The organism is Streptomyces sp. NPDC088725, assembly GCF_044751305.1.
GTDB lineage: Bacteria > Actinomycetota > Actinomycetes > Streptomycetales > Streptomycetaceae > Streptomyces.
Genome location: NZ_JBIVLO010000006.1, coordinates 431641 through 453518 on the forward strand (window position 1 = coordinate 431641; position 21878 = coordinate 453518).

20 protein-coding genes and 1 pseudogene are annotated in these 21878 nt (G+C 71.0%); 16 read left to right on the top strand and 5 right to left on the bottom strand.

All coding sequences use genetic code 11. The features are described from left to right. The first annotated feature begins 1 nt into the window (after position 1). The 9 genes from ACIP6N_RS18300 (at position 2) to ACIP6N_RS18340 (ending at position 7553) form a co-directional block, all read left to right on the top strand. Positions 2-667 (top strand): riboflavin synthase, encoded by a 666-nt coding sequence (locus ACIP6N_RS18300; RefSeq protein ID WP_401816757.1) that lies wholly within the window; start codon positions 2-4, stop codon positions 665-667. After that, entirely contained in the window at positions 664-1317 is a 654-nt protein-coding gene (locus ACIP6N_RS18305) for a nicotinamide riboside transporter PnuC (protein ID WP_401816758.1), read from the top strand. The genes ACIP6N_RS18300 and ACIP6N_RS18305 overlap by 4 nt, the downstream gene beginning before the upstream one ends. Beyond that, the gene (locus tag ACIP6N_RS18310) at positions 1314-2591 is read left to right on the top strand and encodes a bifunctional 3,4-dihydroxy-2-butanone-4-phosphate synthase/GTP cyclohydrolase II (protein WP_401816759.1); all 1278 of its coding nucleotides are present in this window, start codon (positions 1314-1316) and stop codon (positions 2589-2591) included. Before ACIP6N_RS18305 ends, ACIP6N_RS18310 begins: the two co-directional genes overlap by 4 nt. 88 nt (positions 2592-2679) lie before the next feature. Next, a complete protein-coding gene (gene ribH / locus ACIP6N_RS18315) occupies positions 2680-3165 on the top strand; it encodes a 6,7-dimethyl-8-ribityllumazine synthase (protein ID WP_401816760.1) in 486 nt (161 codons plus the stop codon). 35 nt (positions 3166-3200) lie between these two features. Continuing rightward, positions 3201-3473, top strand: coding sequence for a phosphoribosyl-ATP diphosphatase (locus tag ACIP6N_RS18320; protein WP_401816761.1), 273 nt, complete (start codon positions 3201-3203; stop codon positions 3471-3473). 77 nt (positions 3474-3550) lie between these two features. Further along, entirely contained in the window at positions 3551-4399 is an 849-nt protein-coding gene (gene hisG / locus ACIP6N_RS18325) for an ATP phosphoribosyltransferase (RefSeq protein WP_401816762.1), read from the top strand. After that, on the top strand, positions 4399-4878 hold the full coding sequence (locus ACIP6N_RS18330; protein WP_401816764.1) for a PH domain-containing protein: 480 nt from the start codon (positions 4399-4401) through the stop codon (positions 4876-4878). Before hisG ends, ACIP6N_RS18330 begins: the two co-directional genes overlap by 1 nt. 213 nt (positions 4879-5091) lie before the next feature. Further along, positions 5092-6456 (top strand): hemolysin family protein, encoded by a 1365-nt coding sequence (locus tag ACIP6N_RS18335; RefSeq protein WP_401816766.1) that lies wholly within the window; start codon positions 5092-5094, stop codon positions 6454-6456. Beyond that, a complete protein-coding gene (locus tag ACIP6N_RS18340; protein WP_401816767.1) occupies positions 6453-7553 on the top strand; it encodes a hemolysin family protein in 1101 nt (366 codons plus the stop codon). The genes ACIP6N_RS18335 and ACIP6N_RS18340 overlap by 4 nt, the downstream gene beginning before the upstream one ends. Before the next feature lie 94 nt (positions 7554-7647). On the opposite strand, the gene ACIP6N_RS18345 is transcribed toward ACIP6N_RS18340, so the two are convergent. Next, the gene (locus ACIP6N_RS18345; protein WP_401816769.1) at positions 7648-9546 is read right to left on the bottom strand and encodes an AAA family ATPase; all 1899 of its coding nucleotides are present in this window, start codon (positions 9544-9546) and stop codon (positions 7648-7650) included. A 319-nt stretch (positions 9547-9865) separates the two neighbouring features. After that, positions 9866-10538: pseudogene (locus ACIP6N_RS18350) on the bottom strand (uridine kinase). A 222-nt stretch (positions 10539-10760) separates the two neighbouring features. On the opposite strand from ACIP6N_RS18350, the gene ACIP6N_RS18355 reads away from it, so the two are divergent. After that, positions 10761-12152, top strand: a complete 1392-nt coding sequence (locus tag ACIP6N_RS18355) for a peptidase C39 family protein (RefSeq protein WP_401816771.1) — start codon at positions 10761-10763, stop codon at positions 12150-12152. A 169-nt stretch (positions 12153-12321) separates the two neighbouring features. After that, on the top strand, positions 12322-13026 hold the full coding sequence (locus ACIP6N_RS18360; RefSeq protein WP_401816773.1) for a TetR/AcrR family transcriptional regulator: 705 nt from the start codon (positions 12322-12324) through the stop codon (positions 13024-13026). A 120-nt stretch (positions 13027-13146) separates the two neighbouring features. Here ACIP6N_RS18360 and ACIP6N_RS18365 read toward each other — a convergent pair whose 3' ends face one another. Continuing rightward, positions 13147-14421: a glycoside hydrolase family 18 protein gene (locus ACIP6N_RS18365; protein ID WP_401816775.1), complete on the bottom strand. Its 1275-nt coding sequence runs from the start codon at positions 14419-14421 to the stop codon at positions 13147-13149. A 467-nt stretch (positions 14422-14888) separates the two neighbouring features. Between ACIP6N_RS18365 and ACIP6N_RS18370 the strand changes: the two genes are divergently transcribed. Then, on the top strand, positions 14889-16061 hold the full coding sequence (locus ACIP6N_RS18370) for an acyl-CoA dehydrogenase family protein (RefSeq protein WP_401816777.1): 1173 nt from the start codon (positions 14889-14891) through the stop codon (positions 16059-16061). A gap of 184 nt (positions 16062-16245) precedes the next feature. On the opposite strand, the gene ACIP6N_RS18375 is transcribed toward ACIP6N_RS18370, so the two are convergent. After that, positions 16246-16644 (bottom strand): hypothetical protein, encoded by a 399-nt coding sequence (locus ACIP6N_RS18375; RefSeq protein ID WP_401816779.1) that lies wholly within the window; start codon positions 16642-16644, stop codon positions 16246-16248. Positions 16645-16848: 204 nt separating this feature from the next. Between ACIP6N_RS18375 and ACIP6N_RS18380 the strand changes: the two genes are divergently transcribed. The 4 genes from ACIP6N_RS18380 (at position 16849) to fxsA (ending at position 21109) form a co-directional block, all read left to right on the top strand. Next, positions 16849-17289, top strand: a complete 441-nt coding sequence (locus tag ACIP6N_RS18380) for an Lrp/AsnC family transcriptional regulator (RefSeq protein ID WP_401816780.1) — start codon at positions 16849-16851, stop codon at positions 17287-17289. Between the two features lie 181 nt (positions 17290-17470). Beyond that, entirely contained in the window at positions 17471-19111 is a 1641-nt protein-coding gene (locus ACIP6N_RS18385; protein WP_401816782.1) for an amidohydrolase, read from the top strand. Positions 19112-19644: 533 nt separating this feature from the next. Next, complete coding sequence (locus ACIP6N_RS18390; RefSeq protein ID WP_401816783.1) at positions 19645-20412, top strand: polyprenol monophosphomannose synthase; 768 nt, start codon at positions 19645-19647, stop codon at positions 20410-20412. Positions 20413-20527: 115 nt separating this feature from the next. Further along, positions 20528-21109 carry an FxsA family membrane protein gene (gene fxsA, locus ACIP6N_RS18395; RefSeq protein ID WP_401816785.1) on the top strand — a complete coding sequence of 194 codons (582 nt, stop codon included), beginning with the start codon at positions 20528-20530 and terminating at the stop codon, positions 21107-21109. Positions 21110-21279: 170 nt separating this feature from the next. Here fxsA and ACIP6N_RS18400 read toward each other — a convergent pair whose 3' ends face one another. Then, a complete protein-coding gene (locus tag ACIP6N_RS18400) occupies positions 21280-21654 on the bottom strand; it encodes an RNA polymerase-binding protein RbpA (RefSeq protein WP_401816786.1) in 375 nt (124 codons plus the stop codon). Positions 21655-21878 lie beyond the last annotated feature (224 nt).

Here is a 21878-nt window from a genome sequence, read left to right on the forward strand (position 1 = left end):
AGTGTTCACCGGAATCGTCGAAGAACTGGGTGAGGTCACCGCCGTCGAGAATCTCGGCGACGCCTCCCGTTTCCGGCTGCGCGGACCCGTCGTCACGGACGGCGCCAAGCACGGCGACTCGATCGCCGTCAACGGAGTCTGTCTCACCGTCGTGGACTTCGCGGACGGCGAGTTCACCGCCGACGTGATGGCCGAGACGCTGAACCGCTCCAGCCTCGGGGCGCTGCGGACGGGATCCCGGGTCAACCTGGAGCGGCCCATGGCCGTCGGCGGCCGTCTCGGCGGGCACATCGTCCAGGGACATGTCGACGGCACCGGCACGGTGGTGGCGCGCGAGGTCTCCGAGCACTGGGAGATCGTCAAGGTCTCGCTGCCGCCGGAACTGTCCCGGTACGTGGTCGAGAAGGGCTCGATCACCGTGGACGGCGTCAGCCTCACGGTCGTCGAGGCGGGACCCGACTACTTCACCATCAGCCTCATCCCCACCACCCTCGCCCTGACCACGCTCGGCCTCAAGGGACCCGGCGACCCGGTCAACCTCGAGGTAGACGTCATCGCGAAGTACGTCGAGCGGCTGCTCGGCCCCGGCAGCCAGGCGCTCGACGGTCCGGGCGCGGGCGGTGCCGGCCAGGACCTGGGCGCGGCCCCCGAGGAGCGTGCCCGGTGAGCACCGTTTCCTGGCTGAACAGCGAGGCCTTCACGGCCTTCGGCCAGCACATCCTGTGGTCCGACATGATCGGCAACGTCATGGGACTGCTCGCCCTGGCGCTCGGCTGGCGGCGTTCGATCTGGACCTGGCCCGCGCAGTTCCTCTCCGGGCTCATCCTGATCGCCGCCTACTCCTCCGCCCACCTCAGCGGCGGAGTCGGCAAGCAGCTGCTGGTCATCGTGGTGGCGCTGTGGGGCTGGCGGCAGTGGCAGCGCGGCAAGCGGCAGGCCCAGGACGGCTCGGTCGCCATCCGCTTCGGCAGTTGGCGCGAGCGCGGACTGCTCATCGGCGGTACTGCCCTGGGCACGCTCGCGGTCGGCGGCCTCTTCGTCGCCGTGCCCGACCTGTCCTGGAACCCCTGGCCCGACGCGTACATCTTCGTCGGCACCCTCGCCGCGATGGTCGCCCAGGCCCGCGGACTGGTCGAATTCTGGTTCGCCTGGCTGCTGGTGGACGTGGTCGGCGTACCGCTCGCGTTCAGTGGCGGCCTCGCCTTCTCCGGCTTCGTGTACGTGATCTACCTGGCCCTTGTCCTGTGGGGAATGCGCGACTGGTGGCTGCGCTCGCGGCGCGCCGGTGCCATGGCTCTGGAAGGAGCAGCAGCATGACAGCACTGCCTACCTGGTACTCCACCGACAACGCCGAGGACTTCGCCCTCGACCCCGTCGAACGGGCCGTCCTCGACATCGCGGCGGGCCGTCCCGTCGTGGTCGTGGACGACGAGGACCGCGAGAACGAGGGCGACCTCGTCATCGCCGCCGAGAAGGCCACCCCCGAGATCGTCGCCTTCATGATGAGCGAGTGCCGCGGCCTGATCTGCGCGCCCATGGAAGGCGCGGACCTCGACCGGCTGGAACTCCCGCAGATGGTCGACCACAACACCGAGTCGATGCGCACCGCCTTCACGGTCTCCGTCGACGCGGCCCCCGCACACGGCGTGACCACCGGCATCTCCGCCAGCGACCGGGCCACCACTCTGCGGCTGCTCGCCGACGGGACGGCGGGGACGGGCGACTTCGTCAAGCCGGGCCACGTCTTCCCGCTGCGCGCCAAGCCCGGCGGTGTCCTCGTACGCAACGGCCACACCGAGGCCGCCGTCGACCTGGCGCGGCTCGCGGGCCTGCGTCCGGCCGGGGCGATCGTGGAGATCGCGGGTGAGGACGGGGTCATGCTGCGGCTGCCCGAGCTGATCCCGTTCGCGCGCAAGCACGGTCTGACGATCATCTCCATCGAGGACCTGGTCGCCTACCGCCGCACCTCGGAGCCGAAGGTACGCCGTGAGGCCGAGGTCCGACTGCCCACCGTCTCCGGGGAGTTCACCGCGTACGGCTACCGCTCCGCGGCCGACGGCGTCGAGCATGTCGCCCTCGTCCACGGGGACATCGGCGACGGCGAGGACGTGCTCGTACGCGTGCACTCCGAATGCCTCACCGGCGACGTCTTCGGCTCCCAGCGCTGCGACTGCGGACCCCAGCTGGAGGCGTCGATGAGGCGTGTCACCGAGGCCGGCCGCGGTGTCATCGTCTATCTGCGCGGCCACGAGGGCCGGGGCATCGGCCTGCTGTCCAAGCTGCGTGCCTACGAACTCCAGGAGCGCGGCCGCGACACCCTGGACGCCAACCTGGAGCTGGGCCTGCCCGCCGACGCCCGCGACTACGCGGCGGGCGCGCAGATCCTCGAAGACCTCGGAGTCCACAGCCTCCGGCTGATGACCAACAACCCCGACAAGACCGAGGCGCTTCAGCGGCACGGGCTGCGGGTCACGGGACGCGAGCCGATGCCTGTCCAGGCGGGGGAGCACAACCTCCGTTATCTGCGGACCAAGCGGGACCGGATGGGTCACGACCTGCCCGGTCTCGACGCCGCCTGCGGCAACCAGTAACACGACCCGTCCCAGTAACACGAGCCGTCCAGCATTACAGAGCACCACCGAGAGAATCACCGAGCACCACCGAGCTTCGAGGAGAGACGTGAGCGGTAAGGGCGCACCTGAACTGAGTGTGAAGAACTGCGGAGACCTCCGGGTCGCCGTGATCGCGGCGCTGTGGCACGAGAAGGTCATGGACGGTCTGGTCGACGGCGCCGAACGCGCCCTGCACGACCTCGGCATCGAGGAGCCGACCCTCGTACGCGTCCCGGGCAGTTTCGAGCTGCCGGTGGTCGCCAAGGTCCTCGCCGAGCGCGGTTACGACGCGATCGTCGCCCTCGGCGTCGTCATCCGTGGCGGCACACCGCACTTCGAGTACGTGTGCCAAGGGGTCACCCAGGGGCTCACCCAGGTTTCTGTCGACACCGGCGTCCCGGTCGGCTTCGGTGTCCTGACCTGCGACACGGAGGAGCAGGCGCTCGACAGGGCGGGCTTGGAGGGCTCGCGCGAGGACAAGGGCCACGAGGCCGTGACCGCCGCGCTCGCCACCGCGACCACGCTGCGCTCGATCTCCGAACCCTGGCGCTGAGAGGCCACGCGGGGCCCCGTAAGGTAGGCGCCATCATGTCGAAGAAGACGTTCGAGCAGCTCTTCACCGAGCTTCAGAAGAAGGCCGCCGACGGCGACCCCGCCACCTCCCGCACCGCCGAACTGGTGGGCAAGGGCGTGCATGCCATCGGCAAGAAGGTCGTCGAGGAGGCGGCCGAGGTGTGGATGGCCGCCGAGTACGAGGGCAAGGAAGCCGCCGCCGAGGAGATCTCCCAGCTCCTCTACCACGTCCAGGTGATGATGGTGGCGCGCGGTATCTCCCTCGACGACGTCTACGCCCATCTCTGACCGGTCCGCTCCCGAGCGGCCCGGTCCGGCTGACCGAGGCCGCACAACCACCCCTTCGCGCAAAGGAATACGACCTCATGCTCCGCATCGCCATTCCCAACAAGGGTTCACTCTCCGGGCCTGCGTCGGCGATGCTCCATGAGGCCGGCTACCAGCAGCGCAAGGAATCCAAGGAACTCGTCCTGGTCGACCCGGACAACGAGGTCGAGTTCTTCTACCTCCGCCCGCGCGACATCGCGATCTACGTCAGCTCGGGCAAGCTCGACATCGGCATCACCGGACGCGATCTGCTGCTGGACTCCGGCGCCGAGGCCGAGGCGATCCTCCCGCTCGGCTTCGCCCGCTCCACGTTCCGCTACGCCACGCGGCCGGGCACGGCGCGCGGTGTCGAGGACTTCGGCGGGATGACGATCGCCACCTCGTACGAGGGCATCGTCGCCCAGCACCTCGCGGACCACGGCGTCGACGCGTCCGTCGTACACCTCGACGGCGCGGTCGAGACCGCGATCGAGCTGGGGGTCGCCCAGATCATCGCGGACGTGGTGGAGACCGGCACCTCGCTGCGTAACGCGGGACTCGAAGTGATCGGCGAGCCGATCATGACGTCGGAGGCGGTCGTCGTCCGCCGCACGGGCGCGGACACCGACGTACCGAAGGTGCAGCAGTTCCTCCGCAGGCTGCAGGGCGTCCTGGTGGCCCGCAGCTACGTGATGATGGACTACGACTGCCGCGCGGAGCACCTGGAGCGCGCCGTCGCCCTCACCCCGGGTCTTGAGTCGCCCACCGTCTCCCCGCTCCACAACGAGGGCTGGGTCGCCGTCCGCGCGATGGTCCCCGCCAAGGAGGCGCAGCGGATCATGGACGATCTGTACGAGCTGGGCGCTCGCGCGATCCTCACCACCGCCATCCACGCCTGCCGCCTCTGATGGCGCTCTCCGAGGACCGGGACCCGGTGCGCGCGCCCGCGCTCCCCGCGCTCCCGGTCACCTTCCGGCCGACCCGGACCAGGGCCGTGCTGCTGAGCGTCGGCGCGGTGATGTTCGCGGTCATCACGGGCATCGCCTTCCTGCTGGAGGGCATGGACACCGGGGAACGGCTCAGCTTCGTCTTCACGGCCCTGGTCTTCTTCGGTGTGCTGGCCCTGCTCAGCAGGCCCAAGGTCGTCGCCGGCGCGTCCGGGGTGACCGTCGTCAATCTCACCCGGACGCGCCATCTGGCGTGGGCCGAGATCGTACGGGTCAATCTGCGCCACGGAGACCCCTGGGTCTTCCTGGATCTGAGCGACGGCAGCAGCCTGCCCGTGCTGGGCATCCAGCCCGGTATCGCCAGGGAACACGCCCTGCGCGACGCGCGCGCCCTGCGCGCGCTCACCGAGATCCACGGCACCGGCACCGACCACACGTAAACCCCGTTCCGGGGGCAACCCCGAGCCCGGAGCCCCTGCCCTCGGGCCCCCTGTCTTGATTACTCTGGTGCTGAGGCGCCGAGTGCGCCTCGCCCCGCATCGGAGGGCCGTGACCGGCCCGCGGGGCACCCTGCGACCCGAGGAGTGATTCCCTCCAGCAATGGACGGATCATCCGGTAGTACGTGCGCCGCCCCCTTCGACGAGGCGGCGGCATGACCATCTCCCTTCTGCTGCTTGCCGCAGCGTTCCTCCTGATCCTTGCCAACGGTTTCTTCGTGGCCGCCGAATTCGGTCTCGTCACCGTCGACCGGCCGGACGCCGAGCGCGCCGCCGCCGCGGGCGACCGCCGCGCTCTCACTGTCGTCAAGGCGCTGAAGGAACTGTCCTTCCAGCTCTCCGGCACCCAGCTCGGCATCACCATCACCTCGCTGGTCGTCGGCATGCTGGCCGAGCCCGCGCTCGCCCAGCTCCTCGACGGGCCGCTCACCGCGACCGGACTGCCCGAAGGGGCCGTCTCCGGGATCGCGGTGGTGTTCGGCATGCTGTTCGCCTCCGCCGTCCAGATGGTGATCGGCGAACTCGTCCCGAAGAACTGGGCGGTCTCACGGCCGCTCCAGGTCGCCCGGTTCGTGGCCGGCCCCCAGCATCTCTTCTCCGCGGTGTTCCGGCCCGTGATCTCCCTGCTCAACACCGTCGCCAACCGGCTGGTGCGGACGCTGGGCGTCGAGCCGACGGACGAGATCGCCTCGGCCCGCACGCCGGGCGAACTCGTCTCGCTGGCCCACCACTCGGCCCGGGCGGGCACCCTCGAACAGGACACCGCCGACCTGTTCGTACGGACCCTGTCCCTCGGCGGTCTCACCGCGCAGCACGTCATGACCCCCCGGGTGAAGGTGAGCGCCCTCCAGTCCGACGCGACCGCGGCGGACGTCCTCAATCTGACGCGGGCCACCGGCCTGTCCCGTTTCCCGGTCTACCGGGAGCGCATCGACGAGATCGTGGGAATGGTGCATCTCAAGGACGCGCTCGCGGTCCCCGTGCACGAACGGCTGCGGACCCAGGCCGGCCGGATCGCCGTCCCCGCGCTGCTGGTGCCGGAGACCCTGCCCGTACAGCAGTTGCTGGGGCGGTTGCGCAGTGAACAGCCGATAGCCGTGGTCGTCGACGAGTACGGCGGTACGGCCGGGGTGGTGACCCTGGAGGACATCGTCGAGGAACTGGTCGGCGAGGTACGCGACGAACACGACGCCGAGGGGGACGAGGGGCCCGAACTGGCCCCCGTCGCCCCCGAGGACGGCAGCCCCGCGTGGGAGGCCGCGGGCAGTTGCCGCGTCCTGACCCTGCGGCGGATCGGCCTCGACGTGCCGGACGGCCCGTACGAGACCCTCGCCGGTCTGGTCGCCGATCTGCTGGGCCGGATCCCGGCCCCCGGCGACAGGGCCGAACTCCCCGGCTGGCGGCTCTCGGTACGCCAGGTGGAGCGCTACCGGGCCGAACGGGTCCGCCTCGTGCACGTCCCGGACGCACCCGGCGGCGCGGTCGCCGGAACGCCCCAGCGGGTGGAGGTCTCCCGATGAGCGTGCTGCAACTCGGCTTCGCCCTCCTGCTGGTGCTGGCCAACGGCTTCTTCGTCGGCGCGGAGTTCGCTCTCGTCTCCGTACGCCGCAGCCAGATCGAACCGCACGCGGCCCGCGGGTCCGCGCGCGCCAGGCAGGCGCTGTACGGACTGGAGAATCTGCCGCAGATGATGGCAGCGGCCCAATTCGGCATCACCGTCTGCTCCCTGACCCTCGGCGCGGTGGCAGAGCCGACGGTGGCGCGGCTGCTCGAACCCGTCTTCCACGCGGCCCGGCTTCCCGAGGGACTGGTCCATCCGCTGGGCTACGTCATCGCCCTGGCGCTGGTCGTCTCCCTGCACCTGGTGATCGGCGAGATGGTCCCGAAGAACCTCGCCATGTCGGCCCCCGAGAAGACCGCGCTGTGGCTCAGCCCCGGCCTGGTCGGCTTCGCCCGGCTGTGCCGCCCGGTGACCGCCGCGCTGGGCGCCTGCGCCCGGCTGGTGCTGCGGGCGTTCCACGTGGAGCTGCGGGACGAGGTCGAGTCGGTCTTCACCAGCGAACAGCTCAACCGGCTGGTCGAGGACTCCGGGCAGGCGGGACTCCTCGAACCCGAGGCGCAGGAGCGCCTGGAGGACGCGCTGGAGCTGGGCAGCCGGCCCGTCACCGACGTGCTGCTCACCCGGGCCTCACTGGTGACGGTGACGCCCGCGGTCACCCCGAGGGAGATCGAGGAGCTGACGGTACGCACCGGTTACTCCCGGTTCCCGGTGTGCGCGGAGGGCAACGCGGCCTTCATGGGGTATCTGCACGTCAAGGACGTCCTCGATCTGGAGGCCGGCGAGCGTGCCGTACCGCAGCACGTCTGGCGGCCGATGGCGACGCTCCGGGCGGAACTGCCGCTGGACGACGCCCTCACCGTGATGCGCAGGGCCGCCACCCACCTCGCTCAGGTCGCCGATGCCTCCGGGCGCGTGCTCGGTCTCGTGGCGCTGGAGGACGTGCTGGAGATGCTGGTCGGTGAGGTCCACGACCCGTCCCACCGGGAGAGCGAGAGGCAGCCGGCGCTGGTCGGCGAGCAGCGCGCCGACCCCGCGGCCCAGGTCCTGGCGCGCTGAGCGGCGCGCACCGAACGAGCCGGGCCTCAGCCCGTGTTGAACGCGCGCCGAGCGGCCCGTCGGGCCGCAGCGCCCCAGGACCCGCCGGAGGCAGTCACTGCCCCGGCGGGTCCTGGGGCGCGCGGTCGACCGGGCCGCGGCCCGACAGGACCTCGCCGTACGCCTGCATCAGATCGGGCAGCCGCAGCGTGGCCAGATCGCCGCGCGTGGGCGTACCGCTGTAGCCGGAGAGCCGCAGATCGCGGTAGGCGCAGCTCTTCTCGTACAGCGTGCGCAGGAAGCGGCCGTTGCCCAGCTCGTCGATCCAGGCCTGCTCCACCACATGCCCGCTGATGGAGCGCAGCTCGTCGATCGCCTCCTCGTCCCACGTGTCGCCGTTCTCCGCCGCCAGCACCTCGCCGATGGCGGTCAGTTCTGGCGGGCGGTAGCTGGGGAAGTCGACGCGGGTGGTGAAGCGGGAGGAGAGCCCGGGGTTGGTGGACAGCAGCCGGTCCATGCCCTCCGGGTAGCCCGCCAGGATGACCACGAGACGGTCACGGCTGTCCTCGGCGCGTTTGAGCAGCACCTGAAGGGCCTCGTCGCCGTACGCGTCGCCCTTGGAATAGCCGGAGTTGGCGAGGCTGTACGCCTCGTCGACGAACAGCACCCCGCCGATCGCCGAATCGATCAGCTCGTTCGCCTTGACCGCCGTCTGCCCCAGGAACTCCCCGACCAGATCGGCCCGTTGGGCCTCGACCAGATGATCGCCGCCCAGCAGGCCGAGAGCGTAGAAGACCCGGCCGAGAATCCGCGCGACGGTCGTCTTGCCGGTACCCGAGGGACCCGAGAAGACGAAGTGCCGTTTGGGCGGCTGGACGGGCAGACCTTCGCCGGCCCGCAGCCGGGCCATCTTCAGCTGCGCTGAGAGCGCCTTGACCTGACGCTTGACCGGTTCGAGACCGACCATGCGCTCCAGTTCGGCCAGCGCCTCGGCGAGCAGCACCGGATCGGTGGGCCCGTTGGGGAAGCGCGGGGGAGCGGAGTGCGCGGGCGGCGCGGGCGCCTTCGTGCGCGCGCTCTCGGGCAGGACGACCGGCTTGGCGCCGCCGAGCGCGGCCGGCGGCTCGCTTCCGAAGCGCAGCTCGGAGCCGAGCGGCCCCTCCGGCTCGTTCCTGGCGTCCGCGAGGTCCTGGCCGATGCCGGCGAGCGCCACGGAGGCGAGACCCGCCGGATCGTCGGAGCCGTCGTACCCGTCGGAGTCGGTGATCGCCGCGAGCCGGGCGGCGGTGTCCATGAACGCCGGATCTGTCCGGTGCACGGCGCGGTAGAGGGGCAGCGCCGCCGCACTGCGCCCGGCACCCTCCCGGGCGCGGGCGAGCCAGTACCGCAGCTCCTTGCGCTGGGGCTGCTCGCTGCGGCAGCGCATCAGCGCGGCGGAGAGCACCGGCTCCGCCTGGCCGTACATTTCGAGCCGCACCCGGGCCATGCCGCCGAAGAGTCCCGCCTCGATGCCGAGCATGGGATCGTCCGTCAGATGCTGGGTATGGCGCACCAACTGGTCCCAGTCCTTGACCAGATAGGCCCGGCAGGCGTGCAGGAACCGCACCTGCGGATCGGCGTCGACGGGCGGCAGGGCCGCCAACGCCCGGTCCAGCTCGGGCACATGCCTGCCGTCCAGCCAGTGCGAGGCGTGGGCGAGCAGCAGATCCCGCCCGCTCTCCAGCACCGGCTGGACCCACCAGCCCAGCCAGTACCAGGAGTTGAACGTACGGCGGTGGCGAGAGCGCTGCTCGCCGAAGCGTTCGTGATGGCTGTGCATGTGCAGCAGGGCGGTGGTCGTGTCGACCCGCAGCGCGTGCAGTCCCAGCCAGCCGTCGGCCATCCCCGGGTCGAGTCCCACGGCGGTTCTGAACTCTTTCTCCGCCTGGGCGTACGCCCCCATGGTGTAGGCGTCCACGCCGCGCACCCAGGCGAGGTCGGCCGGGGCGCCCGTACCCTGTGTGCCGATGTCCATCAGGTCCCCCACAGAATGTGCGTCCGCGATGTCCCGCCGGGCGGGCGCCCGTCGGCAGCGTGCTGAACCACCTCTTGGCGGACGGGAATTGACCGCACCGAGATGCATCGTACCTGCGCAGATGGTGCCCAATTAAGGGCGGTGCGAAGCAGCTTGAGCAGTGACCCAGGGTGAGTGAGGGAGCGGTGCGAGAAGCCCGGGAACGCTGCCGAGGGCAGAACGAAGCCCCCGGTCACGGGGGAACAACCGGGGGCTTCGCGTCTGCGGGCGGCCGCGAGAAGCCGCGCGTTGAGAACGTAAGACCACTCCGGGCCCCCGGTCAAGCGGCGGTGAGGCGGCCGCGAGGCTGATTTCCGATTGCTCGGTATGGTGGTGAGGGCTGATCACTCCGGGTAATTGGCCGGATCGCTGGTGCTGCCGGATCCGGGTCCCGCGAGCATGACGTACCCCTCCGGCACCTCGCGCACCAGGGCGTCCGCGAAAGGACGGGACGGGTCCCCGGCGAAGTGCCTGGTCTCGGCGGCCGTCCAGCCGTCCCAGAAGACGGACTGCCCGGGCCCGTCCCGCCGCCGCCCCCGCTCCCACGACTCGTCGGCGCCGCGCTCCATCCAGAGAAGCCGGGCGAGCAGCGGCCGCACCGCCCGGCGCCCTGCCCCCACACCCTCGACGAGGACGACCGGGGCGGGCTCCAGTGTGCGCGGCGCGCCGAAGCGCCGCAGCGTCCAGTCGTACGGTGCGTACTTCGCGCTCTCGCCGCGTGCGAGCGGACCGGTGACCTGCGCCGCCAGCCGCCCGGTCCAGTCGAACAGTTGCTCGTGCGTCGCCAGGTCGTCGAGGTGCAGGACGGGCGCGCCGCCGAGCGCCTCCGCCAGCCGCGCCGCGAAGGTGCTCTTGCCCGAGCCCGCGTGGCCGTCGACCGCGACGAGCCGCACCGGGCCGCAGGAGGGCGGCAGAGTACGCAGGGTCGCGGTCACCTCTGTCAGATCGTCCATCCGCCCCAGCCTACGAGCACGGCCGCCCGGACGGCGCCGCAGGTCACGTCAGTGGTCGAGACCAATATTGCTTGGACGACGCGGCCCGGATGTCTGGCCGAATGCCGCCGCGAACCGCAATAGTTGACCACCACTTGTCGAGCAGTCGCCGTTCCGCCCGTCGCGGTTCCCGCCAAGTCGTCCTTCTGCTACGTCGTCCTTCCGCTTCCGACCGGGGGTCTCATGACCAGACCTACTTCTCGCCGAACCGTTCTCGCCGCCGCGCTCGCGGCCGCCGCGGGCGCCGGTGCGGCCTCCGCCGTCCCGGCCGCCGCCGCCCCACCGGCCCCCGACCATGCCGGCGGCGGCGCGGACGAGGGCAGGGACCACTCAGGGACGCCTCTCGTGGACAACCGATTCTGGGCCTCGTACGACGACTGGCGGGCCGGCACCGCCTACGGCACCCAGGCCGTCGCCGGCGGCAGACACGGACTGGTCATCGCGACGCCGACGGGACGCGTCGACTACGCGGATCCGCACACCGGCAGGAGCGCGGCGTGGGAGTACGGCACCTGGACCTCGCCCGTCCACCGCCCGCGCGTCCCCGCCACCGAGGTCATCGCCTCCTGGAACGCCCACACCCCGTCGGGCACCTGGCTCCAGGTCGAACTGGGCGGCCGCTACTCCGACGGCACGGAGGTGCCGTGGTACGTGCTGGGCCGCTGGACCTCGGGGGACGGCGAGGACGACATCCGCCGCACCTCCGTCGACGGTCAGGGCGACGGCCGCAGCAGTGTCTCGACGGACACCTTCGCGGTGGACGACGCGGCGAGCGGGCTGCGACTGGCGTCGTACCAGCTGCGGCTCACGCTCTTCCGCAGGCCGGACACCCGGCTGACGCCCGTGGTCCACCGGGTCGGCGCGATCGCCTCGGACATCCCCGACCGGTTCACCGTGCCCGCCTCGGAGCCGGGGCTCGCGCGGGAGCTGGCCGTGCCGCGTTTCTCGCAGGATGTCCACGCCGGGCAGTACCCGCAGTACAACGGGGGCGGCGAGGCCTGGTGCAGCCCCACCTCGTCGGCGATGATCATCCAGTACTGGGGGCGCGGTCCCTCCGCCGAGGACCTGGCCTGGGTGAACCCGGACTACGCGGACCCACAGGTCTGCCAGGCGGCCCGGTACACGTACGACTACCAGTACGAGGGCTGCGGCAACTGGCCGTTCAACGCCGCGTACGCCGCGACGTACCGGGTCATGAGTTCGGCCGTCACCCGGCTCGGCTCGCTCACGGACGTGGAGACCCTGGTCCGCGCCGGTATCCCGGTCATCACCTCGCAGTCCTTCCTCAAGGAGGAGCTGACGGGCGCCGGTTACGGCACGGCGGGCCATCTGATGACGGTGATCGGCTTCACGGAGGCCGGGGACGTCATCGCCAACGACCCGGCCTCGGCCGACGACGCGGCCGTGCGCCGGGTCTACCGCCGCGCGGAGTGGGAGACGGTCTGGCTGCGCACCAAGCGGCACAACGCGTCGGGTGCGGTGGTCTCCGGCACCGGAGGTGTGTGTTACGTCTACTGGCCGGCCGAGCCCGACGCCGGGCAGCGCCGCGCGCTGAGGTCGTTCGGTCTGCTCTGACGTCCCGCGGGTGACCACTCCGCCGTGCTCCGGGCCCGGGGCGCGGCGGAGGCGCGGGAGAGTCCGGCGTTCCGGCGTCCGCTCCAACCTGGGGCTACCGGCGGAAACACCTTGAGGCGTCTCTGCCATACTGCCTAAATTCTGTGGCAGCCGGAGGGCAGGACGCGAATTGAATCGTAGCCAGCAGCGCGGCCCGTCCGTACGCTCCCAGTTGCGGCGGTCCGAACTCATCGCAACCGGTAGGAAGTTGTTCTCAGACACGTCCTACGACGCTTTGTCGATGGACGACATCGCCAGGCACGCCGGGGTCGCCAAGGGCCTGATCTATTACTACTTCAAGAACAAACGCGGCTATTACCTCGCCATTATCGAGGACTCCGTGGGCGAACTCGTCGTGCTCGCCTCGGCCAGCGGTGAACTGCCGCGCACCCAGCGGATCCAGCGCACGGTCGAGGCGTATCTCCGCTTCGCCCAGGACAACGAGGCGGCGTACCGCACCATCATCACCGGCGGAGTCGGCTTCGACACCCAGGTCCAGGCCATTCGCGACGCCGTGCGTACCGGACTCGTCTCGACGCTCGCCGACGGCGCGTACGGCACCGCGGACATTCCGCCGATCGCCCGGCTCGCGCTTCTCGGCTGGCTCAGCAGCGTCGAATGGCTCACGCTCGAATGGCTGGCCCACCGGGAAGAACTGCCGCTGGAGATTCCGCGCGATCTGCTGGTGCGGATGCTGCGTCACACGCTGAGCACCATCGAGGAATTCGCCCCCGAATGCCAGGCCCCGCCACCGGACCTCGCCTGGCGGCCTTGCACCGGCCTGGACGGTACGGATCCGGAGCCGCGTCCGGCGGACACGCCTCCCGGGCAGTGAGTCGGGTGCCGGCCGGCCCGACGGTGGCCGTGCGGGCCGGAGGCGTCGAACCCCGGCCCGTACGGCCTGTTTCCGTGCCGGTGCCCTTTTGAGAGTGCGTGCCGGAGCTCCCTCGCGGACTCAGTCGATGGCGTTGATCAGCTCACCGTTCGAGGTGTCGCCGCTCAGCTCCCAGAGGAACGTGCCCCCCAGGCCCTGCTGGTTCTTGTAGTCCATCTTGCCCGCGATGGTGGCGGGGGTGTCGTAGCTCCACCACTGGTTGCCGCAGAAGGCGTACGCGGTGCCGGCGACCGTGCCGTTGGCCGGGCACGACGTCTTCAGGACCTTGTAGTCCTCGATGCCCGCCTCGTACGTGCCGGGCGCCGCGCCCGTCGCCGTACCGCCGGGCTCCGCCTGGGTGACGCCGGTCCAGCCGCGTCCGTAGAAACCGATGCCGAGCAGCAGCTTCTCCGCCGGAATGCCGAGGCCCTTGAGCTTGGTGATGGCCGCGTCGGAGTTGAAGCCCTCCGTCGGAATGCCCTCGTAGGACGTGAGCGGCGAGTGCGGGGCGGTCGGGCCCTGTGCGTCGAAGGCGCCGAAGAAGTCGTACGTCATCGGGTTGTACCAGTCGAGGTACTGTGCGGCGCCCGCGTAGTCCGTCGAGTCGATCTTGCCGCCGTCGGAGCCGTCGGCGGTGATCGCGGCCGTCACGAGATCGGACCCGAACGAGGTGCGGAGCGCGGACACGAGGTTCTTGAAGGCGTCGGGCCCACTGGTGTCGCAGGTCAGGCCGCAGTCGTTGGGGTACTCCCAGTCGACATCGATGCCGTCGAAGACGTCGGCCCAGCGCGGGTCCTCGACCAGGTCGTGGCAGGACTGGGCGAACGCCGCCGGGTTACGGGCCGCCTCGCCGAAGCCGCCGGACCAGGACCAGCCGCCGAAGGACCAGAGGACCTTGAGGCCCGGGTGGAGCTTCTTCAGCTCGCGCAGCTGGTTGAAGCTGCCCGCCACCGGCTGGTCCCAGGTGTCGGCGGTGCCGTCCACGCTCTGGTCGGCGGTGTACGTCTTCTGGTAATCGGCGTAGGCGTCGCCGATCGCGCACTTGCCGCCGGTCACATTGCCGAAGGCGTAGTTGATGTGCGTCAGCTTGTCGGCGGAGCCGGACGTCTCGATGTTCTTGACGTGGTAATTCCGGTCGTAGACGCCCCAGTCGGTGAAGTAACCGACGACCTTGCCTCCCGCGGCCGCCGGTGCGGCGGGAGCGGTCACGGACGCGGCCTTCGCGGCGCCCGCGGTGCTGTCCTCGCGGGCGGCGGCGGTGCCGGCTCCGGCGAGCAGCGTGACGCCGAGCGCGGCGGTGCACGCGGTCGCGAGCAGCACCCGGAGACGGGTGCCGGGGCGGTGGGGTCTGAGCATGAGGACTCCTCGTGGGGGAGGAAGACAGGAAGAAAGGTGAGGGGAGAAGCGCGCAACCGCTTGCTGGGGACGAACGCGGTAGGTGCTGAGGAGGACGTTAGAAGGACTAGACCAGTGGGTCAATGGTGTGGACCAACTTCCGGGCGGCGAAGCGGGACCACGCCCCGCCGGGTCGTGATACGGGCGGCGGCGAAGCCGGACCGCGCTCCTCGTCGGGCCGTGACACGAGCGGGGGAGAGGGCGAACTGAAGTCGTACCGGACGGGAACCGTCCATCCGTGACGTAAGGCTGCCGATCGGGCATACTCAACGCGCCACAACCGCTGGTCCGCCGCGCCCGCGATCCGGGAGGGCGGCATCGGTTGAGGAGGACCTCCGTCCGGGGGCAGTCCCCGGATCTCAGTCGGCGCCGCCGCCCCACCCCGCGAGCGACCGCCGTAGCGCCCCGAAAAGGAGGAGAGCGCCGACATGCCCGACAGCGCCCCGCAGCCCGTGGAACGTCACCTGCCCACCGAGGAGTCCCGGGATCTCATCGCGCTCGTGCGCGACATCGCCCAGCGGGAGATCATCCCCGCCGCGGCCGAGGAGGAGGACGCGGGCCACTTCCCGCGCGCGCTCTTCTCCGTTCTCTCCAGATCCGGCCTCCTCGGCCTTCCGTACGACTCCGCCCACGGCGGTGGCGACCAGCCGTACGAGGTCTACCTCCAGGTGCTCGAGGAACTGGCCTCGGCCCGGCTCACCGTCGGTCTCGGCGTCAGTGTCCACTCCCTCGCCTGCCACGCGCTCGCCGGCTACGGCACCAAGCAGCAGCGGACCGATCACCTCCCCGCCATGCTGGGCGGCGAACTCCTCGGCGCCTACTGCCTTTCCGAGCCCGCCTCCGGCTCCGACGCCGCCTCGCTGCGTACGAGGGCCGTACGGGACGGCGACGACTGGATCATCACTGGCACCAAGTCCTGGATCACCCACGGCGGCATCGCGGATTTCTGTACGGTGCTGGCCCGCACGGGAGTTGAGGGAGCGCGGGGCATCACGGCGTTCCTCGTCCCCGGTGACGCCGAGGGCCTGAGCGCGGCCGCGCCGGAGAAGAAGATGGGCATGAAGGGCTCGCCCACCGCCCAACTCCACTTCGACGGCGTACGGGTGGCCGACGCGCGCCGCATCGGTGACGAGGGGCAGGGCTTCGCCATCGCACTGTCCGCGCTCGACTCGGGCCGCCTCGGCATCGCGGCCTGCGCCGTCGGCCTCGCGCAGGCGGCCCTGGACGAAGCCGTCCGCTACGCGACGGACCGTCAGCAATTCGGCAGGCCCATCGCGGACTTCCAGGGGCTGCGCTTCCTGCTCGCCGACATGGCCACCCGCGTCGCGGCGGGACGCGCGCTCTACCTGTCCGCGGCGCGGCTGCGGGACGCGGGCCTGCCGTTCTCCCAACAGGCCGCCATGGCAAAGCTGTTCTGCACCGACGCGGCGATGGGTGTGACCACGGACGCCGTGCAGGTCCTCGGCGGCTACGGCTACACCGCCGACTTCCCGGTGGAGCGCTACATGCGCGAGGCGAAGGTGTTGCAGATCGTCGAGGGAACCAACCAGATCCAGCGCATGGTGATCGCCAGACACCTGGTGGGAGCCGAGACCCGCTGACCCGCCGGAGACGGCCTCGCGCACGAGGACGGCCCGCCCCGTGTGGACGGCCTGCCCCGCCGGACGGCTTGCCTCACGGAGACGGCCTCACGCGCGGAGGCAGCCTGAACCCCCACCATGCCGAACACGCGGTCATGGTGCGGGGGTTCCGGATGCGGGAGTGCGGAATTCCTGGAGCGTGCGCTCAGGCCGCGTGGCGCCGCACGCGCGCCATCTTGACCGGACGCGAGCCCTGACCGCCGACGTGCGAGAACGGCTGCGTCCGCCAGTCGAGCCCCTGAGGGAGTGTCAGCAGGAGCGCGGTGTCCTGCTCCTGGGCCTTCGACGACTCGTCGGCGGGCCTGGCGTCCGACGCCGGGCGGCCTGTGCCCGCGCACACCGAAAGGACGAAGGGATTCCACGGAGTCGGGCACAGTGCGTGCTCAGGAAGCACGTTCTCGTCCGCCAGCAGCGCGATGGGCTGCGCGCAGTGCGGGCAGATGACCCGGTACATCTCGAAGGTGTCGTACGAGTCGGTTTCGTCCGGATCGGCGAGATCGGCGGACTCCGGTCCGGCGTGTCCGGTGGACTTCAGGTTTTGCATGGAGACATTCCCCCTCGGGTGGGCCGACCAGGCACTTGTGGTCTCGACCACAGCGAACAGTTCCCTCCGTGCGTGCGCGGTAACCGTGCGGCCCCGGCGGACCCCGCCAGGATGCTGTGGTGTTCGTCACATGACGGGCGCACGTCCCGGGCCGCATCGCCGCCGACTGTGCCGGAAGGCCACCGGGGCCATAGGTTGATCCGCATGGAGGAGTTGGATCGTCAGATCGTGGAATTGCTCGTCAAGGACGGCCGGATGAGCTACACCGACCTGGGCAAGGCCACCGGCCTGTCCACGTCGGCGGTGCATCAGCGGGTACGGCGGCTGGAGCAGCGCGGAGTCATCCGGGGCTACGCCGCGGTGGTGGACCCGGAGGCGGTCGGCCTGCCGCTGACCGCGTTCATCTCGGTGAAGCCCTTCGACCCCAGCGCCGCCGACGACATCGCGGAGCGGCTCTCGGGGGTCCCGGAGATCGAGGCGTGCCACAGCGTGGCGGGCGACGAGAACTACATCCTCAAGGTCCGGGTCGCGGCCCCGCTGGAGCTGGAGCACCTGTTGACCCGCATCCGCTCCCTGGCGGGCGTCTCGACCCGTACGACGGTGGTCCTCTCCACCCCGTACGAGTCCCGGCCGCCGTCCCTTTAGGGGATTCTTCCGGGGCGTCTCCGCCTCCCGGACCGCCGTCCGGCAGGCCCCGACATGCCCGGATGTCGCGGGTACGGGCCGCTCACGGGTACTTTCCGCCGGGGTGAACCTCCCGTCCCGGCCGCCGGCGGTCCCGGCCCCGCGCGTCCGGCGCGTTCCCGCAGGCGGGAGACTGGGGGGCATGACCGAGAGCACCGCCCCCCAGAGCGAACACCGCACCGTGCTGCTGCGCGGTGGAGAAGTCCACAGCCCCGCCGACCCCTTCGCCACCGCGATGGTCGTCGAACGCGGCCATGTCGCCTGGGTGGGCTCCGAGGGGGCCGCGGACGCGTTCGCCGCCGGTGTCGAGGAGGTGGTCGACCTCCAGGGCGCCCTCGTCACCCCGGCGTTCACCGACGCCCACGTACACAGCACCGCGACGGGCCTGGCCCTCACCGGCCTCGATCTGTCCGGCGCCGGGAGCCTGCCCGACGCCCTCGCCCTCGTGCGGGCCCACAGCGCCGCGCACCCGGGCGACCGGATCCTCCTCGGGCACGGCTGGGACGCGGCACGCTGGCCCGAGCGGCGGCACCCCTCCCGTAACGAACTCGACGAGGCGGCGGGCGGCCGGCCGCTCTACCTGACCCGGATCGACGTCCACTCGGCGGTCGTCACCACCGCCCTGCTCGATCTGGTCCCCGGTGTCACCGGGCTCACCGGCTACCGGCAGGACGCCCCGCTGACCGCCGATGCCCACCACGCCGTACGCGCCGCCGCGCACGCCGCCGTGACCCCGCGGCAGCGCGCGGAGGCGCAGCGCGCCACGCGCCGGCGGGCCGCCTCGCTGGGTATCGGCAGCCTCCACGAATGCGGCGGTCCGGAGATCTCCGACGAGGAGGACTTCACCGCACTGCTCGAACTGGCCGAGCGGGAGCCGGGACCCCGGATCCACGGGTACTGGGCCGAGCACATCACCGACGAGAAGGGCGCGCGGCGCGTCCGTGAGCTGGGCGCGCTCGGCGCCGCGGGTGATCTCTTCGTGGACGGCTCCCTCGGCTCGCACACCGCCCAGCTGCTCGACCCGTACGCCGACGCCGCCCACACCGGCACCGCCCAGCTGGACGCCGCCGCCATCGCCGCACACGTCACGGCCTGCACGGAGGCCGGTCTCCAGGCCGGCTTCCACGCCATCGGAGACGCAGCGATCGCCGCGGTGGCCGACGGCGTACGGGCCGCCGCCGAACAACTCGGCCCGGCCCGCGTCAGGGCCGCCAGGCACCGCGTCGAGCACGCGGAGATGCTGACCCCCGAGACGGTCGCCGCCTTCGCCGAACTCGGCCTCACCGCCTCCGTGCAGCCCGCCTTCGACGCGGCCTGGGGCGGCGACGAGGGCATGTACGCCCAGCGGCTCGGCGTCGAGCGCGCCCGCACCCTCAACCCGTACGCCGGGCTGCTGCGCGCGGGTGTTCCGCTGGCCCTCGGGTCCGACAGCCCCGTCACCCCGCTCGACCCGTGGGGCACCGTCCGGGCCGCCGCCTTCCACCGCACCCCCGCGCACCGGATCTCCGTACGCGCCGCCTTCACGGCCCACACGCGGGGCGGCTGGCGTGCGGTCGGCCGCGACGACGCCGGGACGCTCGTCCCGGGCGCGCCGGCCGACTACGCCCTCTGGCGGACCGAGGAGCTGGTGGTCCAGGCGCCGGACGACCGGGTGGCCCGCTGGTCCACCGACCCGCGCTCGGGAACGCCGGGTCTGCCGGATCTCACGCCGGGCCGCCCGCTGCCCGAATGTCTGCGGACCGTCGTCGGCGGTCGCACGGTGTACGTGGGACCGAAAGAGTGACGTAGGGACATTTCGTACCGCCCGCCCGATGTTTCCCGGCCTCGGTCGCGACCTGCGGCTCTTCGTCCTGACCTGCCCTTTCGGAACATGAACGCAGGTGGAACGAATGTTGACATCAAGCCGCCACGGGCGGGTAGGTTCGGCCGAGTCCACCGCAGGACGTCCGTCCGGCAACCTCCGAGCGGCCGCCGAACGCCGCTGGGCCACGGGGTGGTGTGTCGCACCGGCGCACCACCACTGGGAGCCAGGTCCAGCACCCGCGTTCCGGGGGTGGGAGGGGAGAGTTCCAGCCGGCCGACAGGTGCGACCCGGGCGGGGCCCGGCGTTCAGTAGACAACGGCTTTCGGTCGACCCGCAGCCAGCGGGTCCCAGGTCGGCCCGAAGGACGCCGGGTCCCGATCTGTGGCATCCCCGCACATCTCCCCTTTTTTCCGTCACGGCCTTTTCGTCCGACGCCCCGCCACCGAGTGGGCCACGGCCCGCCGCGCGCTCGATAGGGTGGGGCACCGGCGTAGGGCGACTAAGGGGCAGTAGTGAACGACGATGGTCAGAGGCTGTACGGCGCGCTCGGTGCGGCCCTGGTGATCATCCCGACCTTCAACGAGGCCGAGAACATCGAGTCGATCGTCGCCCGGGTGCGCTCTGCCGTCCCGGCGGCCGACATTCTGATCGCCGACGACAACAGCCCCGACGGCACCGGCAACATCGCCGATGAGCTCGTCGCCGGGGACAGCCACGTCAAGGTGTTGCACCGGGCCGGCAAGGAAGGGCTCGGCGCCGCCTATCTGGCGGGTTTCCGCTGGGGCATCGAGCACGGCTACGACGTCCTCGTGGAGATGGACGCGGACGGCTCGCACCGGCCCGAGGAGCTGCCCCGGCTGCTGACCGCGCTCAAGGGCGCGGATCTCGTCCTCGGCTCACGCTGGGTGCCCGGCGGGCGTGTCGTCAACTGGCCCAAGAGCCGCGAGGTGCTCTCCCGCGGGGGTTCCACCTACTCGCGCTTCCTGCTCGGCCTGCCGATCCGCGATGTGACCGGCGGTTTCCGGGCCTTCCGCGCGGCCACCCTGGAGGGTCTCGGGCTCGACGCCGTCTCCTCCCAGGGCTACTGCTTCCAGGTCGACCTGGCCCGGCGCGCGGTCGAGGCGGGCTTCCATGTCGTGGAGGTCCCCATCACCTTCGTGGACCGCGAGCTGGGCGACTCCAAGATGAGCAAGGACATCCTGGTCGAAGCGCTCTGGAAGGTCACCGCCTGGGGTGTCGAGTCCCGGACGAACCGGATCCTCGGACGCAAGAACCTCTGACCGGCTTCCGGGTCGCCCCGGTCGTTCCGCTCGGCTTGCCCGTTCTGCTCGTTCTGCTCGTTCTCTTGATCGTTCTCATACGTCATCTTCACGTGCGCCCAGGCACACTGGTCGTATGACGACAGCTCATCCCCCCGGGACAACTCCCAGGCGTTCCCGTGCCCTCAGGTTCGTGCCCCTGGGCATCGCCGTCTGGCTGGCGCTGGAGGTCTGGCTCCTGGTGCTCGTGGGTACGGCCGCAGGCGGCTTCGCCGTGCTCGTGCTGCTGCTGGGCGCTGGGGTACTCGGTGCCGTGGTCATCAAGAGCGCGGGCCGCCGTGCCTTCCGCAATCTGACGGAGACCTTGCAGCGTCAGCAGCAGGCGGGAGCGGCCGTTCCGCCCGAGGAGGGCACCGGCACCCCCGGCAACGGCTTCCTGATGCTGGGCGGCCTGCTGATCATGCTGCCGGGGCTGATCACCGACGTCCTGGGCCTGGTACTACTCGTGCCGCCCGTTCGGTCGATGCTCAGCCGGTACGTCGAGCGGTCGGTGGAGCGGCGGATGCGCCGGGCCGCGCCCGGCACGCTGGGCGATGCCTTCCAGCAGGCCCGGATGCGGCAGCAGGACGGCAAGGTGGTGCAGGGCGAGGTCATCAAGGACGACGAGCCGCCCCGCCGCGACGGGAACGACGGCCCGCGTCCTCCGCTCACCCCGTAGAACCGCCGGCGGAAGGCCGGGCGGTCACCGGCCGGCGGAATCCAGCAGCCGCGAGCCGCGAGCCGCGGGTCACAGTCAGAAACCGCAGCCAAAAGCCGCGGGCTCCGCCACATACGTTCATGTGTCGGAGCCCGCGGCTTTACGGTCGCTCTTGTGCTGCTGTTACGCGGTCAGGCGGACTTCCGGCTGTCCCGCGGGTGCACGGCGATGTTCATGGCGCCGGAACGCAGGACTGCCAGCCGTTCGGCCAGCACCTCCTCCAGTTCCTCGCGTGTGCGCCGCTCCATGAGCATGTCCCAGTGCGTGCGCGCAGGCTTGCCCTTCTTCTCTTCGGGGCCATCCCCGTCCACCAGGAGTGCCAGGGCGCCACACGCCTTGCACTCCCACTCCGGCGGAATTTCGGCCTCAACCGAGAACGGCATCTCAAATCGATGGTCGTTCTGGCATGCGTACTCCACCGCCTGGCGCGGGGCCAGATCGATGCCGCGGTCCGTCTCGTAGCTGGTAACCACAAGTCGCGTGCCGCGGAGAGCTCGCTCACTCATGAATCGTGCCTCCCGGGCTTGTCGCCCACAGGACAGGTGTCGCTGTCGTCGTCATCCGGTCAACGTCCGGTCGGCGGTAATGATTCCCGTACTGGGTCTGCGTCGCCGTCGTGCCGCTGCTTTCCAAGGGGTGGGTTACCCGCCGGTGCCCGGTTTGTCACATCTGACAGGAGATGTCACCCGCCGTCTTCATTTCTACGGCATGCAGGAACGGTCCCCCTGTC

What these genes read in the sequence shown, in the direction of transcription:
- ACIP6N_RS18400 (WP_401816786.1), bottom strand. Translation starts at nt 21,654, where the DNA reads ATGAGTGAGCGAGCTCTCCGCGGCACGCGACTTGTGGTTACCAGCTAC.
- ACIP6N_RS18345 (WP_401816769.1), bottom strand. Translation starts at nt 9,546, where the DNA reads ATGGACATCGGCACACAGGGTACGGGCGCCCCGGCCGACCTCGCCTGG.
- ACIP6N_RS18340 (WP_401816767.1), top strand. Translation starts at nt 6,453, where the DNA reads ATGAGCGTGCTGCAACTCGGCTTCGCCCTCCTGCTGGTGCTGGCCAAC.
- ACIP6N_RS18330 (WP_401816764.1), top strand. Translation starts at nt 4,399, where the DNA reads ATGGCGCTCTCCGAGGACCGGGACCCGGTGCGCGCGCCCGCGCTCCCC.
- hisG (WP_401816762.1), top strand. Translation starts at nt 3,551, where the DNA reads ATGCTCCGCATCGCCATTCCCAACAAGGGTTCACTCTCCGGGCCTGCG.
- ACIP6N_RS18380 (WP_401816780.1), top strand. Translation starts at nt 16,849, where the DNA reads ATGGAGGAGTTGGATCGTCAGATCGTGGAATTGCTCGTCAAGGACGGC.
- ACIP6N_RS18355 (WP_401816771.1), top strand. Translation starts at nt 10,761, where the DNA reads ATGACCAGACCTACTTCTCGCCGAACCGTTCTCGCCGCCGCGCTCGCG.
- fxsA (WP_401816785.1), top strand. Translation starts at nt 20,528, where the DNA reads ATGACGACAGCTCATCCCCCCGGGACAACTCCCAGGCGTTCCCGTGCC.
- ACIP6N_RS18370 (WP_401816777.1), top strand. Translation starts at nt 14,889, where the DNA reads ATGCCCGACAGCGCCCCGCAGCCCGTGGAACGTCACCTGCCCACCGAG.
- ACIP6N_RS18375 (WP_401816779.1), bottom strand. Translation starts at nt 16,644, where the DNA reads ATGCAAAACCTGAAGTCCACCGGACACGCCGGACCGGAGTCCGCCGAT.
- ACIP6N_RS18365 (WP_401816775.1), bottom strand. Translation starts at nt 14,421, where the DNA reads ATGCTCAGACCCCACCGCCCCGGCACCCGTCTCCGGGTGCTGCTCGCG.
- ACIP6N_RS18385 (WP_401816782.1), top strand. Translation starts at nt 17,471, where the DNA reads ATGACCGAGAGCACCGCCCCCCAGAGCGAACACCGCACCGTGCTGCTG.
- ACIP6N_RS18310 (WP_401816759.1), top strand. Translation starts at nt 1,314, where the DNA reads ATGACAGCACTGCCTACCTGGTACTCCACCGACAACGCCGAGGACTTC.
- ACIP6N_RS18335 (WP_401816766.1), top strand. Translation starts at nt 5,092, where the DNA reads ATGACCATCTCCCTTCTGCTGCTTGCCGCAGCGTTCCTCCTGATCCTT.
- ACIP6N_RS18320 (WP_401816761.1), top strand. Translation starts at nt 3,201, where the DNA reads ATGTCGAAGAAGACGTTCGAGCAGCTCTTCACCGAGCTTCAGAAGAAG.